The following is a 17404-nucleotide window of genomic DNA, read 5'->3' as shown; positions in this document are numbered from 1 at the left end:
GCATCAGGTTAGGATTCCGACGTTCGGTCGGCAGGCAGGAGGGCCAGTGGTCGAGAAAGCGCGCTGCGCAGGGGGTGCTCGGTGACGGCGTCCTCGGCTGAGTTGCCTCCGGAGCCCCAGGAAGTGGTCGGCCCGCTCACGCGCGCGGCGATCTTCCTCGTGGTCCGCGTGAACCCCGGCGGGGAGTCCGCGGCGAGGGATCTGCTGGCCGATCTGGCCGGGCTGCAGCGTTCCGTCGGGTTCCGGTCGCTGGACGGCGGGCTCACGTGCGTGGCCGGCATCAGCTCGTCGGCGTGGGACCGGATCTACGGCTCGCCGAAGCCGGCCGAGCTGCACGACCTGCCCGTGTTCGCGGGCGACAAGCACACGAGCGTGACGACGAAGGCCGACCTGCTGTTCCACCTGCGGGCCGAGCGCATGGACCTGTGCTTCGAGCTCGAGTCGCTGATCATGGCGCGGCTCGAGGGCGTGGTCACGGTCGTCGACGAGGTGCAGGGCTTCCGCTACTTCGACGCGCGTGACGTGCTCGGGTTCGTCGACGGCACCGAGAACCCGACCGGCCGCGGCGCCGTCGAGGCCGTGCTGGTCGACGACGACGAGGCGTTCAACGGCGGCAGCTACGTGGTCGTGCAGAAATACCTGCACGACATGGCGGCGTGGAACAAGCTCACCACCGAGCAGCAGGAGCTGGTGATCGGCCGGCGCAAACTGTCCGATGTGGAGCTCTCGGACGACGAGAAGCCCGCCGACTCGCACATCGCGCTCAACGTGATCGAAGACGAAGACGGCAACGAGCTCGAGATCCTGCGCGACAACATGCCCTTCGGGCGCCCCGCGTACGGCGAGTTCGGCACGTACTTCATCGGCTACGCCAAGACGCCGTCGATCATCGAGACGATGCTGGAGAACATGTTCGTCGGCTCGCCGCCGGGCAACACCGACCGCATCCTCGACTTTTCGACGCCGCTGACGGGTGCGTTGTTCTACGTGCCCGTGGCGGAGTTTCTGGAAGACCCGACCGTCGCGAGCGAAGCGTCGGACGAGCCCGAGCCCCAGCCCCCGTCACTCAAGCCCGGTACCTCGCTGGGCATCGGCAGCCTGCGAAGGAGTCCCCGGTCATGAACAACCTGCATCGCGAACTCGCCCCGATCTCCGACGTCGCCTGGTCGGACCTCGAGGACGAGGCCCGGCGCACGTTCGCCGAGTTCGCGTCGGCGCGCAAGGTGGTCGACGTGGTCGTGGCCGACGACGCGACGCTCTCGGCCGTGGGCACCGGGCACGTCGAGGGTGTCGAGAGCCCGCTGGCCGGCGTGACCACGCGGCTTCGCACGGCGCAGCGGATCGTGGACCTGAAGGTGCCCTTCACGGTCTCGCGCGAGGCCGTCGACTCCGTGGAGTGGGGCGCGAAGGACCCGGACTGGCAGCCGGTGAAGGACGCCGCGCAGGCGATCGCGTACGCCGAGGACCGCATCGTGTTCGACGGCTTCGCCGGCGCCGGCATCGCGGGCATCCGGCCCGCGTCCTCGCTGAGCCCGGTCGCGCTGCCCGGTGAGGCGAGCGCGTACCCGAAGGCGATCGGCGACGCGCTGGCGAAGCTGCGTTCGGCCGGCGTCGCGGGGCCGTACTCGGTGCTGCTGAGCAACGCCGCCTACACCGCCGCGATCGAGGCGGCCGACCACGGTTACCCCGTGCTGGAGCACCTGAAGCAGATCGTGGACGGCGACCTGATCCTGACGCCGGCGATCGAGGGCGCGTGTGTGCTCACGACCCGCGGCGGCGACTACGAGCTGCACTTCGGGCAGGACCTGTCGATCGGCTACACGAGCCACGACGCCGACAGCGTGCAGCTGTACTTCCGCGAGACGCTGACGTTCCTGGTCAACACGGCCGAAGCCGCGGTCGGCCTGACTGCTTGAGTTCGACCGGGGAAGCCGCCTTGTCCGGGCGGCTTCCCCGATTGCTCCAAAGCTTGGTTCAGAGCTTTTCGGCCGCTTCGTACAGGTTCTTCGCGTCCGCGCCGAGCGGGGCGCCTTCGAGGCTGAGGGTCTTGGACTCGCCGGTGGTCTCGTCGTAGTCGAGCTCGCCGCGGCTGGTGACCGAGAAGATCTCGCCGCTGCCGGTCCAGCGGTTGAAGCCGTCGAGCCACGGGCCGCCGCTGGAACCGCCGGCCATGTCGCACGTGGACATCCAGTGGTCGAACTCGGCCGGGTCCTGGTGCGTGGGCAGGTCGCACCACATCAGCGCTTCCCCGAAGTACGCCTTCGAACCGGGGTAGCCGACGATCGCGGCCTGCGTGGTTCCCTGGTGGTCGAAGGAAATCCGCTGCGTGCCCGCGACCTGGGCGACGTGCCGCCCCTGCTGCTGGTCGAGCACGACCATGGCGACGTCGGGTTCGCTGCCGGTGGTGTACGAGTGGCGGAAGGCGAGCGCGCGCGTCGCGAACACCCCGTGCGGGCGGCGGCCCTGGTCGTAGCCGGGGACGAACACGGAGTTCTTGATCGGGATCACCTGGTCTTCGCGGTTCAGCCCGGCGTACGCGCAGTGCCCGGCCGTCACGAGGACGTCGCCGCTCGTGCTCGGCACGGCGGTGGCGGTGCACCAGCTGTCCTGCGGCGCCTCGCCGGGCGGGACCTCGGTGAAGAACAGCCGTCCGACGCCCTGCGGCCCCGGCCCGGACCAGCGCTTCGCCACCTGTTCCACGCGATCGATCGTGTCGGCCCCGGCGGCCTTCATCTTCTCGGGCGTCCAGTACGCGAGCGCGGCCGCTCGATCGGCGGGGCTGAAGGCGGTCACGTCGTTCTCACCGGCGGCCGAGGCGGCGGTGGTCGCTGTGGCGGACGCGGCCACCACGGCCGCGAGGGTCACCAGGGCGCGGCGGATCGTCAAGATCATCATGACCAGGAGACGGCCGGGGGCGCGGGCGGTTCCGACCCGGTCCGGTGAATTGCCCGGTCGTACTAGCCCGGGGTGCCGTCGAGGGCGTCGAGGACCTTCTCGCACGTCGCGGTGAAGCGGGCGGCTTCGGTGGGCGAGACGACGTCGAAGAAAAGCTTGCGGACCTGCGCCACATGGGCGGGGGCGGCGTCGACGATGGCCTGGTGCCCCGCGGGCGTGAGGCAGAACTCGGGGGAGCGCGCGTTGTCCGTCGCCTCGCGGCAGACGAGGCCGCGACGCTCCATGCGCTTGAGGTGGTGGGAGAGCCGGCTTTTCTCCCATTCGGTGGACTCGACGAGCTCGTACGCGCGCATCCGCTCGTCCGGGGCTTCCGACAGGGTGACCAGGATCGTGAAGTCGGCGCCGGAGAGGCCGAACTCGTCCTGCAGGTGGCGGGTGAGCGCGTGGTCGAGGCGCCGGCTCATCTCGAGGAAAGCGCGCCAGGCACGCTGCTCGCCGTCGCCGAGCCAGCGCGGTTCTGTCATGAGGGGCGATCGTACCGGGGCCGGTTTCGCGTCAGCGCGGGCAACGCGGCCAGCAATGCGAGGCCGCGCACCACGCCGGCGACGGGGTAGGGGGCGCGCAGCCCGAAGGTCGCGGCGAGGAAACCGCCGGTCAGCGTGCCGAGCGGGATGAGGCCCCAGCCGAGGAGTTTGTAGACGCTGGTGACGCGCCCGAGCAGCGGCGCCGGCACGAGGTCCTGGCGCAGGCTGACGGTGACGACGTTCCAGAGCGTGGTGACGAAACCGTTGAGGGCCAGGAAACCGCCGAGGACCACGGCGTTCGGGCTGAGGCCGATGGCGCCGAAGACCGCGGCGTTCGCGGCGAGGCTGGTGATGAGGGCGCGGTGCGGGCCGATTTTCGCGACGACCCGGGCGTTGACCAGGCCACCGGCGACGCTCCCGACGGCCGCGGCCGCGAGCAGCACGCCGTAGCCGCCGGGGCTGACGTGGAGGGTTTCGGTGGCGAGCAGGACGAGGGTCGCCGTGGCGAGCTGGCCGCAGAAGGTGTTGACGCCCAGGAGGATCGCGAGCGTCCGCAGCAGCCGGTGGTGCGCGAGCCAACGAAGGCCTTCGACGATCGGGGCTTTCCGCGTGGCTTGGTGCGTGCGGCGAGGCAGCTTCGCGACGAGCGCGGCGGACGCGGCGAAGGACACCGCGTCGAGCCCGAACGGGAGCGCGGCCGCGACGGCGAACAACGCGCTGCCCAGCGGCGGACCGGCGAACTGGACGCCCACCGTCTTCACGACCTGGAGGGAACCGTTGGCCTTGTGCAGCAACGGTTTCGGGACGACGTCGGGCAGGAAGGCCTGTGCAGCCGTGCCGAACACGACGTCGCCGGCGCCGAGGGCGACGGCCGTGACGACCAGCAGCGCGACCGTCGCCTGGTGGCCGGCGACGAGCAGCGCGACGGCACCCGCGACCGCGGCCTGCGCGAGCTGGGCGCGCGTCATGAGCCGGACGCGGTCGTGCCGGTCGGCCCAGGCACCCGCGGGCAACGTGAGCAGCAACCACGGCACGTACTCGGCGGCGGCCACGAGCGAAACCAGCCGCGGATCACGCGTGACGCTGACGGCCACCAGGGGCATGGCCGTGACGAAGGCGCCGTTGCCGACGTTGTCGATCCCGTTGGCCCACCACAGCTTCCGGTACCCCGGCGGCAGTTTCGTCACGACCGGGATCCTGGCGGCTTTGCCGCCGGTGGCGACATGATTTAGCCGAGTGCTACATACTCGGTGACGTGGCGGATCTCGTCGAGGTGGGCGTCGCCGAGCTGGCGGCGACGCGGTTCGCCGTGTCGCCGTTGTCGGAGACCGTGGCGGCGTTGCTGCAGGTCATGGGACGCACCCGGGCGCCGCTGAACCAGCCGTGGTTGCGGTGGGTCGCCGACGAGCTCGCGCGCGAGCCGCTCGACGTGCCGCTGGCCTGGGCCTTGCTGACCGCCAAGGGGCTGGGCTGGCCGAACTTCCTCGTCCCCGCCCCGGCGAACGCGGCCAGCACGATCGACGACGATCTCGCCCTGCTCCGGCGCACCACGGCGCGGCAGGTGCGGGCGAGCATCTCGCGCGTTTTCGGAGACGATCCGCCACCGGTCGTCGCGGAGCTCGCGGCGCGTCCGGCGGCGGGGTTGCGGGTGCTCGCGGACGAGCTGCGTGTGGCGTTCGAACGGCTGGTGGCGCCGTTCTGGCCGCGGATCCGGGCCGTGCTGGACGCCGACGTCGTCCACCGGGCGCGGCAGCTGACCGCCGGTGGCGCGGAACGGCTGTTCGCCGATCTGCATCCCGAGCTGAGCTGGTCGGCCGGGTGGTTGCGCCTGTCCGGGACGGGCCGCGACGTGGTCGTCAACCGGGGGCCGGGGGGCCTGGTGCTGATGCCGGTCGTGCTCGGTTCGCCCGACGTGCTGATCAAGCGCAACACCGCCACGCAGACCACCGTGCGGTATCCGGCGCGCGGCGTCGGTGCACTGTGGACGGTCGGCGCCGCGCCGGCCGGCGACGCCCTGGTCCGCCTGCTGGGCCGGGCGCGGGCCGAGCTGCTGGAGGCCTTGCGGTCGCCGGCGACGACCACGGACCTGGCGTCGTCGCTCGGGGTATCGCCGAGCGCGGTGTCGCAGCACCTGCGCGTGCTGCGGGAGAACGGCCTGGTCGCGGGGCAACGGTCCGGGCGTTCGGTGCTGTACCTGACGACCCCGCTCGGCGAGGCGCTGCTCGGCCGGCGCGCTGTTACGTGATCCTGCGCAGCTGTTACGCGGCGCGGACATTCGCCTGACGGTCCGGGGACACGCGCGTCGCACCGTGGTGCGGGTGATCGTCGTGGGGTCGTCCGGGAGTGGGAATGCCTGAAATCCGTGCCAAGTTCGTGCTGTTGCTGCTGCCCGCGGTGCTCGTCGCGGGGTGTTCGACGGCGGCGGCGGAGTGGCCGACGGGCGTCGCCTCGGGCTCTTCCGACCCCGACACCGATCCGGCGCAGGGCGGGATTCCGTCGGGCAAGGAGCTCACGCCGTTCGACACGAGCTACCCGGCCGTGTCGAAGCTGGATCCTCGGCTGCTGAAGGCAGTGCAGCAGGCGGCTACGGACGCGCGGGGGCGGGGGATCGAGTTCAAGGTGACTTCGGGCTGGCGGAGCAAGGCGTACCAGCAGCGGCTGCTCGAAGAGGGGATCCAGAAGTACGGGAGCCTCGAAAGCGCGCGTCAATACGTGAACACGCCGGAGAAATCGACGCACGTTTCCGGCAAGGCCGTGGACATCGGCCCGACCGACGCCGACGACTGGCTCATCCGCCACGGCGACGACTACGGCCTCTGCCAGGCGTATTCCAACGAGCTGTGGCATTTCGAGCTGCTCACGACGCCGGGTGGCACGTGCCCGGCGCCGTTGCCGAATGCGGCGGGTTAGCGTTCCCGGGTGCGGTTTTCGCCGGTGTGGTTTTCGCCGGTGCGGCGGCGAAACGTGTCGATCAGGAAGCACGCGACCGGGTCGCCGCCGCGTTCCGGGGTGCCGAAGCCGGGTCCTGGTGGGGTGACGACGCGGCCGTTCTGGGTGGTGAAGCCCGTGCCGGTGGCCGACGCCGTGGCCGGCACCGCCTCGAACGCCAGCGATCCGCCGATCACGGCCAGTGCCGCGACCCCCTTGCCGATGGTCCTCATCCGCTTCCTCCTCCGGTTCGTGACACCGAGCTTGGCACGCGAATTCGTCACCGGTCAAACAGGTTACGCATGGGGTAATACTTCGGTCAGGTCTTCGGCGCGCAGTCGCCCTCCCGCGACGTTCACTACCTGGTGGACGCCTGCGATCACTCAAGGTTGCTTTCGTGGGGTCAATCCCACTTCGGGCGGTAATCCGTCCGTGGCGTGGGCATATTTCGAGTGAGCAGGCCAGACCGGTGAATGAATCACCGGCGGCCGCGCTCCGCGGCGGATCGTCCGCTCGCGGACAGGGAGGGAGCCACTCCATGACCAGCACTCTTCGCCGGGCCGCCGCCGTCACCGCGCTGGCCGGCGCGGCCGCCGCGTCCGTCGCGTTCCTCGGTGCGGGTACGGCCTCGGCCATGCCCACCGACTTCCGCTGCACCGCGGCTCAGGTCGACACCACGATCGTCGCCGGCGACCCGGGTGCCGGGCAGCGCTACGCGAACGTCGTGTTCACCGCGAAGCCCGGCGAGTCCTGCAACTTCCAGGGCGCGCTGCCGGTCTCTTTCACCGGCGCCGACGGCGTCACCGTCACCCCCGAGGCCGGCTCGTCGGACGCGCCGCTGGTGACGATCGCGAACGGGCAGCAGGCCACCATGCTCCTGCACTGGAGCGGCATCGAGGCGCCCGAACACCAGGTCCAGCCCACCGCCGTCACCATCACGGCCCCCGGCACCACGACTCCACGCGGCGACTCCAGTGACCCGCGGATCACGCTGCCGTGGGACCAGTCGCCGCTGGACGCGTCCGCCGAGGCCCACAACGTCACGGTGGGACCGGTCGTCGCCGCCTGACGCCGGGGCTCGTCGCGCGGCCCGAGGGGTGCTGACGTGCCATGATCGGGCCACGCGGCGTCGACTCCTGGAGATGGCATGACCACCACCGGCCGGCGGGAGGCCGAGCTCAACAGCGGGATCCTCCCCGGCAACGTGCACGTGGACGACTGGGTGATGTTCCTGCTCGCGGTCGTCTCCGTCGGGGGCCTGGGCTACCTGCTGCTCGGGCCCCCGCCTCCGGCGGACCTCGACGCGTGGTTCTTCACCGTCGACTGCGTCGTCTGCGGCATCTTCCTGCTCCACTTCCTCTGGCGGTGGCGCAAGGTCGCCTGGCGCATGGCCTTCCTGACGCGCAACTGGTACGAGGTCTTCGCGATGATCCCGGTCGCGTACCCGCCGTTCGTCGCGCAGCACCACGTGATCACCGGCCTGCTGCTCCTCATCCGCATCGGCCGCGCGGCCGACCGCGCGGTCGGCGAGCAGTTCTTCTACCGCCTGGTGGAGAAACTTTCCGACCCGATCGTCCGCGCCATCAAGAAACCCGTGACGATCGCCGTGCTGGACGAGGTCGTCAAGGTCCTCGAGACGGGCAACTACCCGGAGAACCTCGCGAAGTCCCTCAGCGAGAACAAGGTGGAACTCCGGGCCATCATCACGGAAAAACTCGCCGCCGACCCCCAGCTCGGCCGCCTCCGCCGCCTCCCCTTCCACGACGAGATCGTCCGCGCCGCCGTCGACGCGTCCTTCCGCGTCCTGCTGGAGGTCCTCCTGGACCCCCGCATCGACGACTTCTTCTCCGCCGTGGTGAGGGAAAACCGCGAACAGATCCGCCGCGCGGTTTCCCTCGGTCTGAACGAGGTGGACGACTCCCCGGACGAAGGCCTGCTCCGCACCCGTCCCCAGCGCACTGCGGCACGGGAGTACGACCTCAGCCATCCCCGCGGCGACGGTGCCGTCAACCGCTGAACGAGTGCTGCACGCCCGGGCCCGGTGGGCGGACGGGCGGGAGTACGCTGGAGTCCTTCGTTGTCGTTGCTGCACAAGGGTTGTGTTGGCGCGCACACGGGGTGTTCCGATCGTTTCCGAGGCAAGCTGGGAAGCGTCGGGAGCCGAGTCGCGGGTTGGAGACGTGAACGTGGTGGATAGCGGGCAGCAGGTGCAGCCGTGCCGACGGCAGGAGTGCTCGGAGGACTCGCTGTGGCGCGGGCTGTGCGCCGCGCACTGGAGCCGGTGGCAGCGTGGCCTGGACGCCCTCGAACTCCCCGACGACGACGTGCCGCCGCCGCCCGCGCAGGTGTGGTGGCCGCCGGAACGGCAGGCGTTGCCGTTGAGCAGCCGGGTGCTGCCGGGGTCCTGACCTCGGCCGGGGATCACCGGAGACCTCGGCAGGGGAACAGCCCTGGCGAGCGGGGATCTTCACCTCGGCCGGGGATCACAGGAGACCGCGGCAGAGGAACAGCCCTTGCAGTCGGGGATCTCCACCTCAGCCAGGGATCAGCAGGAATCTCGACGGCGGATCAGTCGCCGGGGATCTCCACCTCGGCCCACAGGCTGGGCAGGTTCACGACGATCCCCTCCTGGCTGCTGCGTGCGATGATCACCACGGCGTCCTCGCCCGTGGGGTTTTCCTCGCGGTGCGGCACGTAGGGCGGGACGAACACGTAGTCGCCCGGTGAGGTTTCCAGGCGGATCTCCGAGGGGCCGTCCGCGAAGACGAACACCGGGTGGCCCGACTGCACGTAGATGGCGGTCTCGGCCTCGCCGTGGTGGTGGTCGCCGGAGTTGGTGTGGGGCGTGACGTGCGTTTCGCCCATCCAGACCTTCTGCGAGCCCACCGTCTTGCCCGAGATGGCCTCGAGCCGGCGCATCCCGGTGGTCTGGTTGGTGTCGCCGGTCAACGAGCCGCCGCGGATGTGGCGCAGCGGTTGGTGCCACTGGTCGGTCATCGGGCCTCCACAGCAAGTTCCATCACGACAAGACGAGCCGGCCCCACCCGCAGCACGCCGTCGTCCAGCGGGACGCAGCGCACGCCGCCGCGGCCGCGCAGGCCGCGGAAGGCGCCGGGTGCCACGGCGACGTTCATCCAGGCGCACGGGTTCGCCGGGCGGCGGGCTTGAAACCGGACGGGACCGTCGCCGCTGTCGAGGCTGAACACGGCTCCCGGACGGGCGCGCGTGGCGGCGAGGTCGTCGACGCGGAAGCCGCGCAGCACGATGTTGCGGCGGGTCAGCAGCGGGTCCACCGGGCCGAACGGTCCGAGCGCCGCCACGTCGAACACCGTCACCGCGGCGTCGCGGTGCGCGGCGTGGTTGAAGTAGCGGTCGCCGACCAAGCCCAAGCCCGCGCGCACCTCCACGCACGAGCGCGACACCGGCCCGGGGTCGGGCCGCGGGCCGTCGGCCGGGCGCCCCTCGAACGCGTGCACCGGCGAGGTCAGCAGCGAAACGATCTCCACCGGCGTGCTTTCCACACCTCGACCCTACCCGCGCCAGGATCACACGCCCTCCGAGCGCATCAGGGAAAAGGACAACCGGGATCAAACGGTGGTAGCGTCTTCCGCCACCAAACACGGGGGAGACTGCCGTGAACTGGTACGACCGCGTTTTCGTCGACACCGGCCGCACCGCCGCGATGTGGGCGGTGGTCGGGTTCCTCGTCACGTTCGTCGTCGTCCGCGGCATCACGCGCCGGATCCGCGCGAAACACCGCAAGCCGAAGGCGAAACGCGGGATGCTCGGCGACATCCACATCGGCGGCGTCCACGTGCACCACCAGGTGTGGGGCATCCTGCTCGTGCTGGTCGTCGGCGCGCTCGAGTTCCGGTTCTCACCCGACGCGCCGTGGCGTGAGGTCCTGGCCGCGCTGTTCGGGGTGGGCGCCGCCCTCGTGCTCGACGAGTTCGCGCTCTGGTTCTACCTAGACGACGTCTACTGGGCCGAAAACGGCCGCAAGTCGATCGACGCCGTGCTCATCGGCGGTTCGCTGGGCGTCCTGTTGCTGCTCGAAGCGTCGCCGATCGGCGAGACGCGCGGGGAGTCGGCGATGTGGTCGTACCTGCTGGGCATCGCCGTGCACCTGGTCACGGCACTGATCTGCCTGGTCAAGGGCAAGCTCGCCACGGGTGTGCTGGGCGTCGTCGTGCCGCTGATCGCGCTGGTCGGCGCGCTGCGGCTGGCGAAACCCGACTCGGCGTGGGCCCGGCGCCGCTACACCGGGCGCAAGCTCGACCGGTCGCGCCGGCGGTTCGGCGCCCGCTACACCGCGCGCCACAACCGCCTGCTGGACCTCTTCGGCGGAACACCGACCCCGGACCTGGAGGAGAAACCCGTCAGCGGGAACGCGGAATCCGGCCGTCCGCACTGAGCATCCGCTGCAGCCGCGCGCGAGCCATGCGGTGCAGCATCTCGCCGAGCTCCTCCGTCGCGATGCGGCCTTCGAGGTCCCGCCGCGTCGCGCGCACCACGTCCGCCACCGTCGTGGCGGGCACTCGTCCCGAAAACTCGCCGGTCAACCAGACGCCGACCTCTTCGACTGCGTCGTGGCACTGAACGGTCATCGTTTTGCCTCGCTTCTGCTCGTGGGCTGGCCCCGACGTGGATCCGACGACCGGCCCGGCGAGCCATGACGGCAAAACACGAGAAGTTCTTCGGAACAAGAAAAACCGGTGGGGAGCAAGGAAAACGCTCCCCACCGGCCGTGTCAGGCAGACGGAAAATCACCGACTCAGAGCGACCACGACTGGTTCGCGGCTCCCGTGCAGCTCCAGATCTGCAGCTGCGTGCCGTCGGCCGAGCTGGGCCCGGTCGCGTCGAGGCACTTGCCGGAGCCGGTGTTCACGAGCTGGTTGCCCGAATGCGTCCACTGCTGCGCGGCGGTGCCGTTGCAGTCGTAGAGCTGCACCTTCGCGCCGTTGGTGGTGCCGGCCGAGGCGACGTCCATGCACTTGCCCAGCGCCTGCAGCGTGCCGCCGGTGGAGGTCCACTGCTGCGCGTTGGTGCCGTTGCAGGTGTAGAGGTCGACCTTGGTGCCGTTGGCGGAGTTGGCGCCCGCGACGTCCACGCACTTGCCGCCGTAGCCCGTGATCTGCTTGCCGCCGGTCGGCGGCGGAGTGGTGCCGCCACCGCCGGTGATGGCGTTGAAGATCCGCGAGTACGCGTACCCGGTCGCCCGGTCGTAGTCCTGGACCTCCCAGAACGACAGCTCCTGCACGCCGTTCTGCGCCGCGAACGTCTCCAGCTGCTGCGCGTCCGACTGGCTGAACTGCGCGCCGTCGTCGTTGCGGCCGGCGATCGGCGTGAGGCCCATCTTGGCGTAGGCCGCCGACGTCGAGATGCCGTACAGGCTCGCGAGCTGGCTCGCGGCCGCGCGCGCCGACGCGAGCGCGTCGCCCAGCACCGGCTGGCCGTCGTAGAAGTCCATCACCATCAGGTTCACGACGCTGACGTTGAGGCCCTTGTTCTTGGCGTCGCGCAGGATGTCCATCTGCGTGGAGCCGAGGCCGCTCGGGTCGACGGCGAGGGTGTAGTCCACCTGCACGCTCGGGTTCTGCTGCTGCAGCGCCGCGAGCGCGGAGTTGCGGCGCGCGTTCGCCGCGGTGTCCTTGATGGTGTCTTCTTCGATGTCGAAGTCCAGACGGGGCGTGCCGTAGGTGTTGACCACGTTGGCGTAGGCCGCCGTGAGGCTCGAGGTGTTCGTGCAGGTCTGCGCGATCTCACCGCCGGCGGCGCCGCCGAACGACGGGATCACGTTGCCGCCCGCCGCCTGCAGCGAGCTGATCTGCGACTTGAACGAGCCCACGCCCGTGCCGTTGGCCTCCCACAGCTGGTTGCAGCCGGAGGAGGGCGTGAGGAACGCCAGGGTGTAGAACTTCGTGCCGGTCGCGTTCATGTCGGCGGCCATCTGACCGATGTCGCCGTCGCTGACCTGCAGGTACGGGGCCGAGTAGTGGGCGGGGAAAGCCGCGCCGGCCGCCGGGGCGGCCTCGCTCACGGCCGGACTGACGGTGGCCATGGCGACGCCGGCCAGCACGGGCAGAGCCGCGGCAACAAGCGTTCTGAGTTTCGAAATGCGCATTCCGTGAACTCCAGGGGGACGGGGAGGGAGAATTGCGCGCACGATTACCCGCGTCCGGCCGAATTCTGCGAAAACGGCAGGACCGAGCACGGGCGGGCAATTCCGGAGAAACGGTGGGGGACCGAATTGCCAACCACTTCGTGCGTGTTGTGAAGAAAGTTATACCGGTCGTCCCAGCCCTTGGCAACGGGTTGCGAAGCGATCACAGCAGGTCATGGCCGCATCCTGTCCGACAGGTTCAGACCAGACCGGGCCAGTGGTGCGCCCGGTGTCCACAAGGGTGAACACCGGGCGTCCTGTTTGTCGCATTGGTCTCTTTGGTTGTTCCGGTGAATGAGGCTTTGCGCTTTCCGGGTGAAACGCATTCCCGCCGGGTCAATTCAGTGCAGCGCGCCGCGCGCGATCACTTCCGAGTACCACTGCGCGCTGCGCTTCGGCGTCCGCCGCTGCGTCGCGTAATCCACGTGCACCAGCCCGAAGCGCTTGGCGTACCCCTCGGCCCACTCGAAGTTGTCCAGCAGGGACCAGTAGAAGTAGCCGCGCAGGTCCACGCCCTGGGCCAGCGCGTCGTGCGCCGCGCGCAGGTGCGCGTCGAGGAACGCGACGCGATCGGTGTCGGCGATCTCGCCGTTGTGCAGCTCGTCGGGGTAGGAGGCGCCGTTCTCCGTCACGTACAGCGGCACCGGCCGGTAGTCGCGGTGCACCTGCAGCAGCGACGCGGTGAGCCCGGCCGGTTGCACCTCCCAGCCCGAGTCCGTGAGCGGCGCCGCCGGGTCGGGGACGAAGTGCACGTCGGCCGCACCGAGCCATTCCGAGCCGGCCGGTGAGCTGCCGGGCCGAGGAGCGCCGGCGATGCGGTAGCCGCGGTAGTAGTTCACGCCGAGCCAGTCGACCGGCGCGGCGATCACGGCCTCGTCGCCCTCGCGCACCACGTCGGCGAACCCGAACGGCGCGAGGTCCGCCACCACGTCGGCCGGATAGCCCCCGCGCAGCACGGGGTCGAGGAACAGCCGGTTCTGCTGCCCGTCGATCCGCCGCGCCGCTTCAGCGTCTTCGGGTGCGGCCGAGTCCGCCGTGACCGGGTACAGGTTGAGCGTGATCCCGGCCGGCACGCGCGGGGCATCGCGGCGCAGCACGTCCATCGCGAGCCCGTGGCCGAGCAGCAGGTGGTGGGTCGCGGCGGCCGCGGCAGTGGCCGAAACCCGGCCCGGCGCGTGAATGCCCTTCGCGTACCCGAGCATCGCCGCGCACCACGGTTCGTTGAGCGTGGACCAGCTCGCCACCCGGTCGCCGAGCACGCTCACGATCGTCTCCGCGTACTCGGCGAAGCGGTACGCCGTGTCGCGGGAGGTCCAGCCGCCGAGGTCTTCCAGCCGTTGCGGCAGATCCCAGTGGTACAGCGTCGCCCACGGCTCGATCCCCGCCGCCAGCAGCGAGTCGACCAGCCGGTCGTAGAAGGCGATCCCCCGCACGTTCGGCACGCCGCCGGGCCGGATCCGGGGCCACGCCAGGGAGAACCGGTACGCGCCGAGGCCCAGCGAGCGCATCAGCTCCACGTCCTCGCCGGCGCGCCGGTAGTGGTCGGCCGCCGGCTCGCCCGTGTCGCCGCCGCGGATCGCGCCGGGCCGGGTGGCGAAGGTGTCCCACACGGACGGCTCGCGCCCGTCCACAGTGGTCGAACCTTCGATCTGGAACGCCGCCGTGGCGGCGCCCCAGACGAACCCGGGCGGGAACGTGAGCCCGGTTCCGGTGGCCTGTGAATCGACGGACATGGTCACCCTTTCACGGCACCTTGCATGATCCCGGCCACGATCTGGCGGCCGAGCAGGAGGAAGACGATGAGGATCGGGATCGTCGCGAGCGTGGTGCCGGCGAGCACGAGCGAGTAGTCGACGTAGTAGCCGCTCTGCAGCTTCTCCAGTGCCACCTGCACGGTCGGGTTGCCCACGTCGAGCACCACGAGCGGCCACAGGAAGTCGTTCCAGGACATCATGAACGTGAACATCGCGAGGATCGCCGCCGCCGGGCGCACGGCCGGCAGGCACACGTTCCAGAAGATCCGGATCATGCTGCAGCCGTCCACGCGCGCGGCCTCGATCAGCTCGTACGGCACGGCGTCCACTGTGTACTGACGCATCCAGAAGACGCCGAACGCGGTCACCAGGTTCGGCACGATCACCGCCTGCAGCCCGCCGGCCCAGCCGAGCTTCGACATCGCGATGAACAGCGGGATGATGCCCAGCTGCGTCGGCACCGCGAGCGTCACCACGATGAACACGAACAGCGCGTTGCGGCCGCGGAAGCGCAGCTTGGCGAAGGCGAACCCGGCCAGCGACGAGAACAGCACCGTGGTGAGCGTGACCGTGCCCGACACGATCACGCTGTTGGCCAGTGCCTTCCAGAACGGCACGGTGTCGAACACCCGCGCCGCGTTGGCGAAGAAGTTCCCGCCCGGCAGCAGCGGCGGCACGCGTTCGGTGAGCATGCCGTTGCCGCGGCTGGCGACGAGGAACGACCAGTAGAACGGGAACAGCGAGCCGAGCACGAACACGGCCAGCACCCAGTAGGTGGCCTTGCGCGGTTTGCCCAGCCGGCTCACCCGGGTGGTCAGCGTGGTCATCCCTTCCGCCCTGCCTTTCTCGGAGTGCGGGCGATCCGGCCGGTGAGCAGGTAGTTCAGCCCGGCGATGACGACGATGATGAGGAACAGCACCCACGCGATCGCCGACGCGTAACCGAGGTCGAAGTTCTCGAACGCCGTCTGGTACAGGTACAGCGTCACGGTCTGGAACTGGTGGGTCGAGCCGCCGTTGTTCGAGCCGGGCATGGCGTCGAACAGCTTGGGCTCGGTGAAGATCTGCAGCCCGCCGATCGTCGAGGTGATGGTGACGAAGATCAGCGTCGGCTTCAGCAGCGGCAGCGTCACGTGCCGGAACCGCCGCACGGTGCCCGCGCCGTCGATCAGCGCCGCCTCGTGCAGCTCCTTGGGGATGGCCTGCATCGCGGCCAGCACGATCAGCGCGTTGTAGCCGGTCCAGCGCCAGTTGACCATGATGGCGATGGCCACGTGGCTCGCGAACCGGTTGGCCTGCCAGTCCACAGGGGACAGACCGATCGTCTGCAGGAGACCGTTGACGAGGCCGTACTTGGGGCCGAACAGGTTCGCGAAGATGATCCCGAGCGCCACCAGGCTCGCCGCGTACGGCAGCAGGATCCCGACGCGCCAGCCGGTCGCGCCGCGCACCCGTGTCGAGAGCAACGCGGCCAGGAGCACGGCGATGATCAGCTGCGGCACGCTGGAGAGCAGGAAGATGCTCACCGTGTTCTCCAACGAGTGCCAGAACTGGGCGTCGGCGAAGAGCTCCTTGAAGTTGTCGAGGCCGATGAAATCGGGGTTGTCGTCGCCGGCGTCCCAGTGGAACAGCGACACGTACGCGGTGTAGAGCAGGGGGAACAGCCCCACGATGCCGAAGACGATGAAGAACGGCGCCACGTAAAGGTAAGGCGACGCCTTCACGTCCCAGCGGGACAGCCGGTCGCGCAGCCCCGGCCGGGGTGCGGGACGCCGCACCCCGGCCTGCGAGCCCTCGCGCGTGACGGTGGTCGTCACCGCGCGAGCTTCTTCGCGCCGTCCACGAGCTGCTGCCAGCCGTCGGCCGGCGACTTGCCCTGTTCCACGGCCTGTAGCGCGGGCGCCGTCACGTTCTCCTGGATCTGGCCGTCGTTCGGGCCCTTGTACTGCGCCTGCTTGACCTTCTTGGCCTGCGCCACGAACAGCTCGCCGATCTTCGCGCCGCCGAAGTAGGCGTCGGTCTGGTTCAGCAGCTCGGGGCTCTCCAGTGCCTTGACCTGGCTCGGGAAGGTGCCCTTCGCCTGGAACGCCTTGAGCTGCTGCTCCGGGGCCGTCAGCCACGCGGCCAGCGCCGCGGCCTCACGCGGGTGCTTGCTCTGCGTCGGCACGGTCAGGTACGAACCGCCCCAGTTGCCGCCGCCACCGGGGAACGCGTCGGTGACCGCCCACTTGCCCGCGTTCTCCGGCCCGGCCTGCTCCTTGACCACGCCGAGCATCCACGCGGGACAGACCTTCGTCGCGAACGCGCTCTGCCGGAAACCCGAGTTCCACTCGTTGCTGAACGCGGTGAGCTTGGCCGACTCGCCCTTGCCGACGGCGTCGGTCACCTTCGCCCACGCGTCCTTGATGCCCTGGTTGGACTCGACGGTGAGCTTGTCGCTCTTGTCGAGGTAGCCGACGGGCAGCTGGTTGACCATGGCGTTGAAGTTCTGCGCGGCCGAGTCGAACCACGCCTTGCCGGTCTTCTGCGCGTACTGCGCGCCGGCCGCGAAGTAGCTGTCCCAGCTGGCGAACATGGCCTTCACCGACGCGTCGTCCGTCGGCAGCCCGGCCTGCTGGAGCAGGTCCTTGCGGTAGCACATCGCGTCGGGCCCGATGTCCGTGCCGTAGCCGATGAGCTTGCCGTTCTTGTCCTTGCCGGCTTCGTACTTCCACGACAGCCAGCGGTCCGGGCTCGCGTCGGCCGGGCCGATCTGGGTGAGGTCGTAGAACTTCGACGACTTGCTGAGAATGTCGGAGAGGTGGCCCTCCTCGACGGCCTGCACGTCGGCGAGACCGGAGCCCGCCGCGAGCTTGGTCATCATGTCCTGCGCGTACGGGCCGCCCTGGCCCGTCTTGCGGTGAGTGATCTTGATGTTCGGGTGCAGCCGCTCGTACTCCGGGATCAGCGCTTCGTAGCCGAACTCCGTGAACGTGGCCAGCGTGAGCTCGATGTGCTCGTTGGGCCCGGCCGCCGCCGGGATGTCGCCGCTGCTGTCGCCACCGCCGCCACCGCACGCCGCCACGGCGAGCGCCGTCATCGTGATGCCCAGCGCCGTCGCCAGGCCCTTCCGGAACGTTGTCACCGTCGTCAACCCCTTGA

20 protein-coding genes are annotated in these 17404 nt (G+C 70.0%); 8 read left to right on the top strand and 12 right to left on the bottom strand.

The genetic code is table 11. The annotated features are described in order from the left end of the window. Window positions 1-81: 81 nt before the first annotated feature. Complete coding sequence (locus AB0878_RS44250; RefSeq protein ID WP_366588380.1) at window positions 82-1122, top strand: Dyp-type peroxidase; 1041 nt, start codon at window positions 82-84, stop codon at window positions 1120-1122. Further along, window positions 1119-1916: a family 1 encapsulin nanocompartment shell protein gene (locus tag AB0878_RS44245; RefSeq protein ID WP_366588378.1), complete on the top strand. Its 798-nt coding sequence runs from the start codon at window positions 1119-1121 to the stop codon at window positions 1914-1916. The genes AB0878_RS44250 and AB0878_RS44245 overlap by 4 nt, the downstream gene beginning before the upstream one ends. 58 nt (window positions 1917-1974) lie before the next feature. Here the strand turns inward: AB0878_RS44245 and AB0878_RS44240 are convergent, their stop codons facing one another. The 3 genes from AB0878_RS44240 to AB0878_RS44230 all read right to left on the bottom strand — a co-directional run bounded on the left by AB0878_RS44240 (window position 1975) and on the right by AB0878_RS44230 (window position 4606). Beyond that, entirely contained in the window at window positions 1975-2892 is a 918-nt protein-coding gene (locus AB0878_RS44240) for a hypothetical protein (protein WP_366588376.1), read from the bottom strand. A gap of 65 nt (window positions 2893-2957) precedes the next feature. Continuing rightward, window positions 2958-3419 (bottom strand): MarR family winged helix-turn-helix transcriptional regulator, encoded by a 462-nt coding sequence (locus AB0878_RS44235; protein ID WP_366588374.1) that lies wholly within the window; start codon window positions 3417-3419, stop codon window positions 2958-2960. Further along, window positions 3416-4606 (bottom strand): MFS transporter, encoded by a 1191-nt coding sequence (locus AB0878_RS44230; protein WP_366588372.1) that lies wholly within the window; start codon window positions 4604-4606, stop codon window positions 3416-3418. Before AB0878_RS44230 ends, AB0878_RS44235 begins: the two co-directional genes overlap by 4 nt. Window positions 4607-4674: 68 nt before the next feature. Here AB0878_RS44230 and AB0878_RS44225 point away from each other — a divergent pair, with 68 nt between their 5' ends. Then, entirely contained in the window at window positions 4675-5664 is a 990-nt protein-coding gene (locus tag AB0878_RS44225) for an ArsR family transcriptional regulator (protein ID WP_366588370.1), read from the top strand. Between the two features lie 104 nt (window positions 5665-5768). Beyond that, a complete protein-coding gene (locus AB0878_RS44220) occupies window positions 5769-6329 on the top strand; it encodes a M15 family metallopeptidase (protein ID WP_366588367.1) in 561 nt (186 codons plus the stop codon). Here AB0878_RS44220 and AB0878_RS44215 read toward each other — a convergent pair. Next, complete coding sequence (locus AB0878_RS44215; protein ID WP_366588365.1) at window positions 6326-6580, bottom strand: hypothetical protein; 255 nt, start codon at window positions 6578-6580, stop codon at window positions 6326-6328. The two genes, AB0878_RS44220 and AB0878_RS44215, sit on opposite strands and share 4 nt — an antisense overlap. Window positions 6581-6885: 305 nt before the next feature. Here AB0878_RS44215 and AB0878_RS44210 point away from each other — a divergent pair, with 305 nt between their 5' ends. The 3 genes from AB0878_RS44210 (at window position 6886) to AB0878_RS44200 (ending at window position 8755) form a co-directional block, all read left to right on the top strand. Further along, window positions 6886-7416: a DUF4232 domain-containing protein gene (locus tag AB0878_RS44210; protein WP_366588362.1), complete on the top strand. Its 531-nt coding sequence runs from the start codon at window positions 6886-6888 to the stop codon at window positions 7414-7416. 78 nt (window positions 7417-7494) lie between these two features. After that, on the top strand, window positions 7495-8364 hold the full coding sequence (locus AB0878_RS44205; RefSeq protein WP_366588359.1) for an ion transporter: 870 nt from the start codon (window positions 7495-7497) through the stop codon (window positions 8362-8364). 163 nt (window positions 8365-8527) lie between these two features. After that, on the top strand, window positions 8528-8755 hold the full coding sequence (locus AB0878_RS44200) for a hypothetical protein (protein ID WP_285972495.1): 228 nt from the start codon (window positions 8528-8530) through the stop codon (window positions 8753-8755). Between the two features lie 160 nt (window positions 8756-8915). On the opposite strand, the gene AB0878_RS44195 is transcribed toward AB0878_RS44200, so the two are convergent. After that, window positions 8916-9344 carry a cupin domain-containing protein gene (locus AB0878_RS44195; RefSeq protein ID WP_366588357.1) on the bottom strand — a complete coding sequence of 143 codons (429 nt, stop codon included), beginning with the start codon at window positions 9342-9344 and terminating at the stop codon, window positions 8916-8918. Then, on the bottom strand, window positions 9341-9868 hold the full coding sequence (locus AB0878_RS44190) for a molybdenum cofactor biosysynthesis protein (RefSeq protein WP_366588355.1): 528 nt from the start codon (window positions 9866-9868) through the stop codon (window positions 9341-9343). Before AB0878_RS44190 ends, AB0878_RS44195 begins: the two co-directional genes overlap by 4 nt. Before the next feature lie 113 nt (window positions 9869-9981). Between AB0878_RS44190 and AB0878_RS44185 the strand changes: the two genes are divergently transcribed. Continuing rightward, entirely contained in the window at window positions 9982-10761 is a 780-nt protein-coding gene (locus AB0878_RS44185; protein WP_366588353.1) for a hypothetical protein, read from the top strand. Here AB0878_RS44185 and AB0878_RS44180 read toward each other — a convergent pair. From AB0878_RS44180 to AB0878_RS44155, 6 genes are all read right to left on the bottom strand, one after another. Further along, the gene (locus AB0878_RS44180) at window positions 10727-10954 is read right to left on the bottom strand and encodes a hypothetical protein (RefSeq protein WP_364172339.1); all 228 of its coding nucleotides are present in this window, start codon (window positions 10952-10954) and stop codon (window positions 10727-10729) included. The two genes, AB0878_RS44185 and AB0878_RS44180, sit on opposite strands and share 35 nt — an antisense overlap. Before the next feature lie 167 nt (window positions 10955-11121). Continuing rightward, window positions 11122-12471: a ricin-type beta-trefoil lectin domain protein gene (locus AB0878_RS44175; RefSeq protein WP_366588350.1), complete on the bottom strand. Its 1350-nt coding sequence runs from the start codon at window positions 12469-12471 to the stop codon at window positions 11122-11124. Between the two features lie 380 nt (window positions 12472-12851). Further along, window positions 12852-14243 (bottom strand): GH1 family beta-glucosidase, encoded by a 1392-nt coding sequence (locus AB0878_RS44170; protein WP_366588348.1) that lies wholly within the window; start codon window positions 14241-14243, stop codon window positions 12852-12854. Window positions 14244-14245: 2 nt separating this feature from the next. Then, window positions 14246-15091, bottom strand: coding sequence for a carbohydrate ABC transporter permease (locus AB0878_RS44165; protein WP_366588346.1), 846 nt, complete (start codon window positions 15089-15091; stop codon window positions 14246-14248). Then, window positions 15088-16080, bottom strand: coding sequence for a sugar ABC transporter permease (locus AB0878_RS44160; RefSeq protein ID WP_366588343.1), 993 nt, complete (start codon window positions 16078-16080; stop codon window positions 15088-15090). The genes AB0878_RS44165 and AB0878_RS44160 overlap by 4 nt, the downstream gene beginning before the upstream one ends. After that, window positions 16077-17387 carry an ABC transporter substrate-binding protein gene (locus AB0878_RS44155; protein WP_366588341.1) on the bottom strand — a complete coding sequence of 437 codons (1311 nt, stop codon included), beginning with the start codon at window positions 17385-17387 and terminating at the stop codon, window positions 16077-16079. Before AB0878_RS44155 ends, AB0878_RS44160 begins: the two co-directional genes overlap by 4 nt. Between the last annotated feature and the right edge of the window lie 17 nt (window positions 17388-17404).

The sequence above is a fragment of the Amycolatopsis sp. NPDC047767 genome (genome assembly GCF_040704195.1).
Lineage (GTDB): Bacteria > Actinomycetota > Actinomycetes > Mycobacteriales > Pseudonocardiaceae > Amycolatopsis.
This window is presented reverse-complemented; position numbering and strand designations above follow the sequence as displayed.

Bases quoted from the DNA above. Each gene is read 5' to 3' on its own strand.
- AB0878_RS44245 (WP_366588378.1), top strand. From the start codon at position 1,119: ATGAACAACCTGCATCGCGAACTCGCCCCGATCTCCGACGTCGCCTGG.
- AB0878_RS44240 (WP_366588376.1), bottom strand. From the start codon at position 2,892: ATGATCTTGACGATCCGCCGCGCCCTGGTGACCCTCGCGGCCGTGGTG.
- AB0878_RS44235 (WP_366588374.1), bottom strand. From the start codon at position 3,419: ATGACAGAACCGCGCTGGCTCGGCGACGGCGAGCAGCGTGCCTGGCGC.
- AB0878_RS44220 (WP_366588367.1), top strand. From the start codon at position 5,769: ATGCCTGAAATCCGTGCCAAGTTCGTGCTGTTGCTGCTGCCCGCGGTG.
- AB0878_RS44215 (WP_366588365.1), bottom strand. From the start codon at position 6,580: ATGAGGACCATCGGCAAGGGGGTCGCGGCACTGGCCGTGATCGGCGGA.
- AB0878_RS44210 (WP_366588362.1), top strand. From the start codon at position 6,886: ATGACCAGCACTCTTCGCCGGGCCGCCGCCGTCACCGCGCTGGCCGGC.
- AB0878_RS44205 (WP_366588359.1), top strand. From the start codon at position 7,495: ATGACCACCACCGGCCGGCGGGAGGCCGAGCTCAACAGCGGGATCCTC.
- AB0878_RS44195 (WP_366588357.1), bottom strand. From the start codon at position 9,344: ATGACCGACCAGTGGCACCAACCGCTGCGCCACATCCGCGGCGGCTCG.
- AB0878_RS44180 (WP_364172339.1), bottom strand. From the start codon at position 10,954: ATGACCGTTCAGTGCCACGACGCAGTCGAAGAGGTCGGCGTCTGGTTG.
- AB0878_RS44175 (WP_366588350.1), bottom strand. From the start codon at position 12,471: ATGCGCATTTCGAAACTCAGAACGCTTGTTGCCGCGGCTCTGCCCGTG.
- AB0878_RS44170 (WP_366588348.1), bottom strand. From the start codon at position 14,243: ATGTCCGTCGATTCACAGGCCACCGGAACCGGGCTCACGTTCCCGCCC.
- AB0878_RS44165 (WP_366588346.1), bottom strand. From the start codon at position 15,091: ATGACCACGCTGACCACCCGGGTGAGCCGGCTGGGCAAACCGCGCAAG.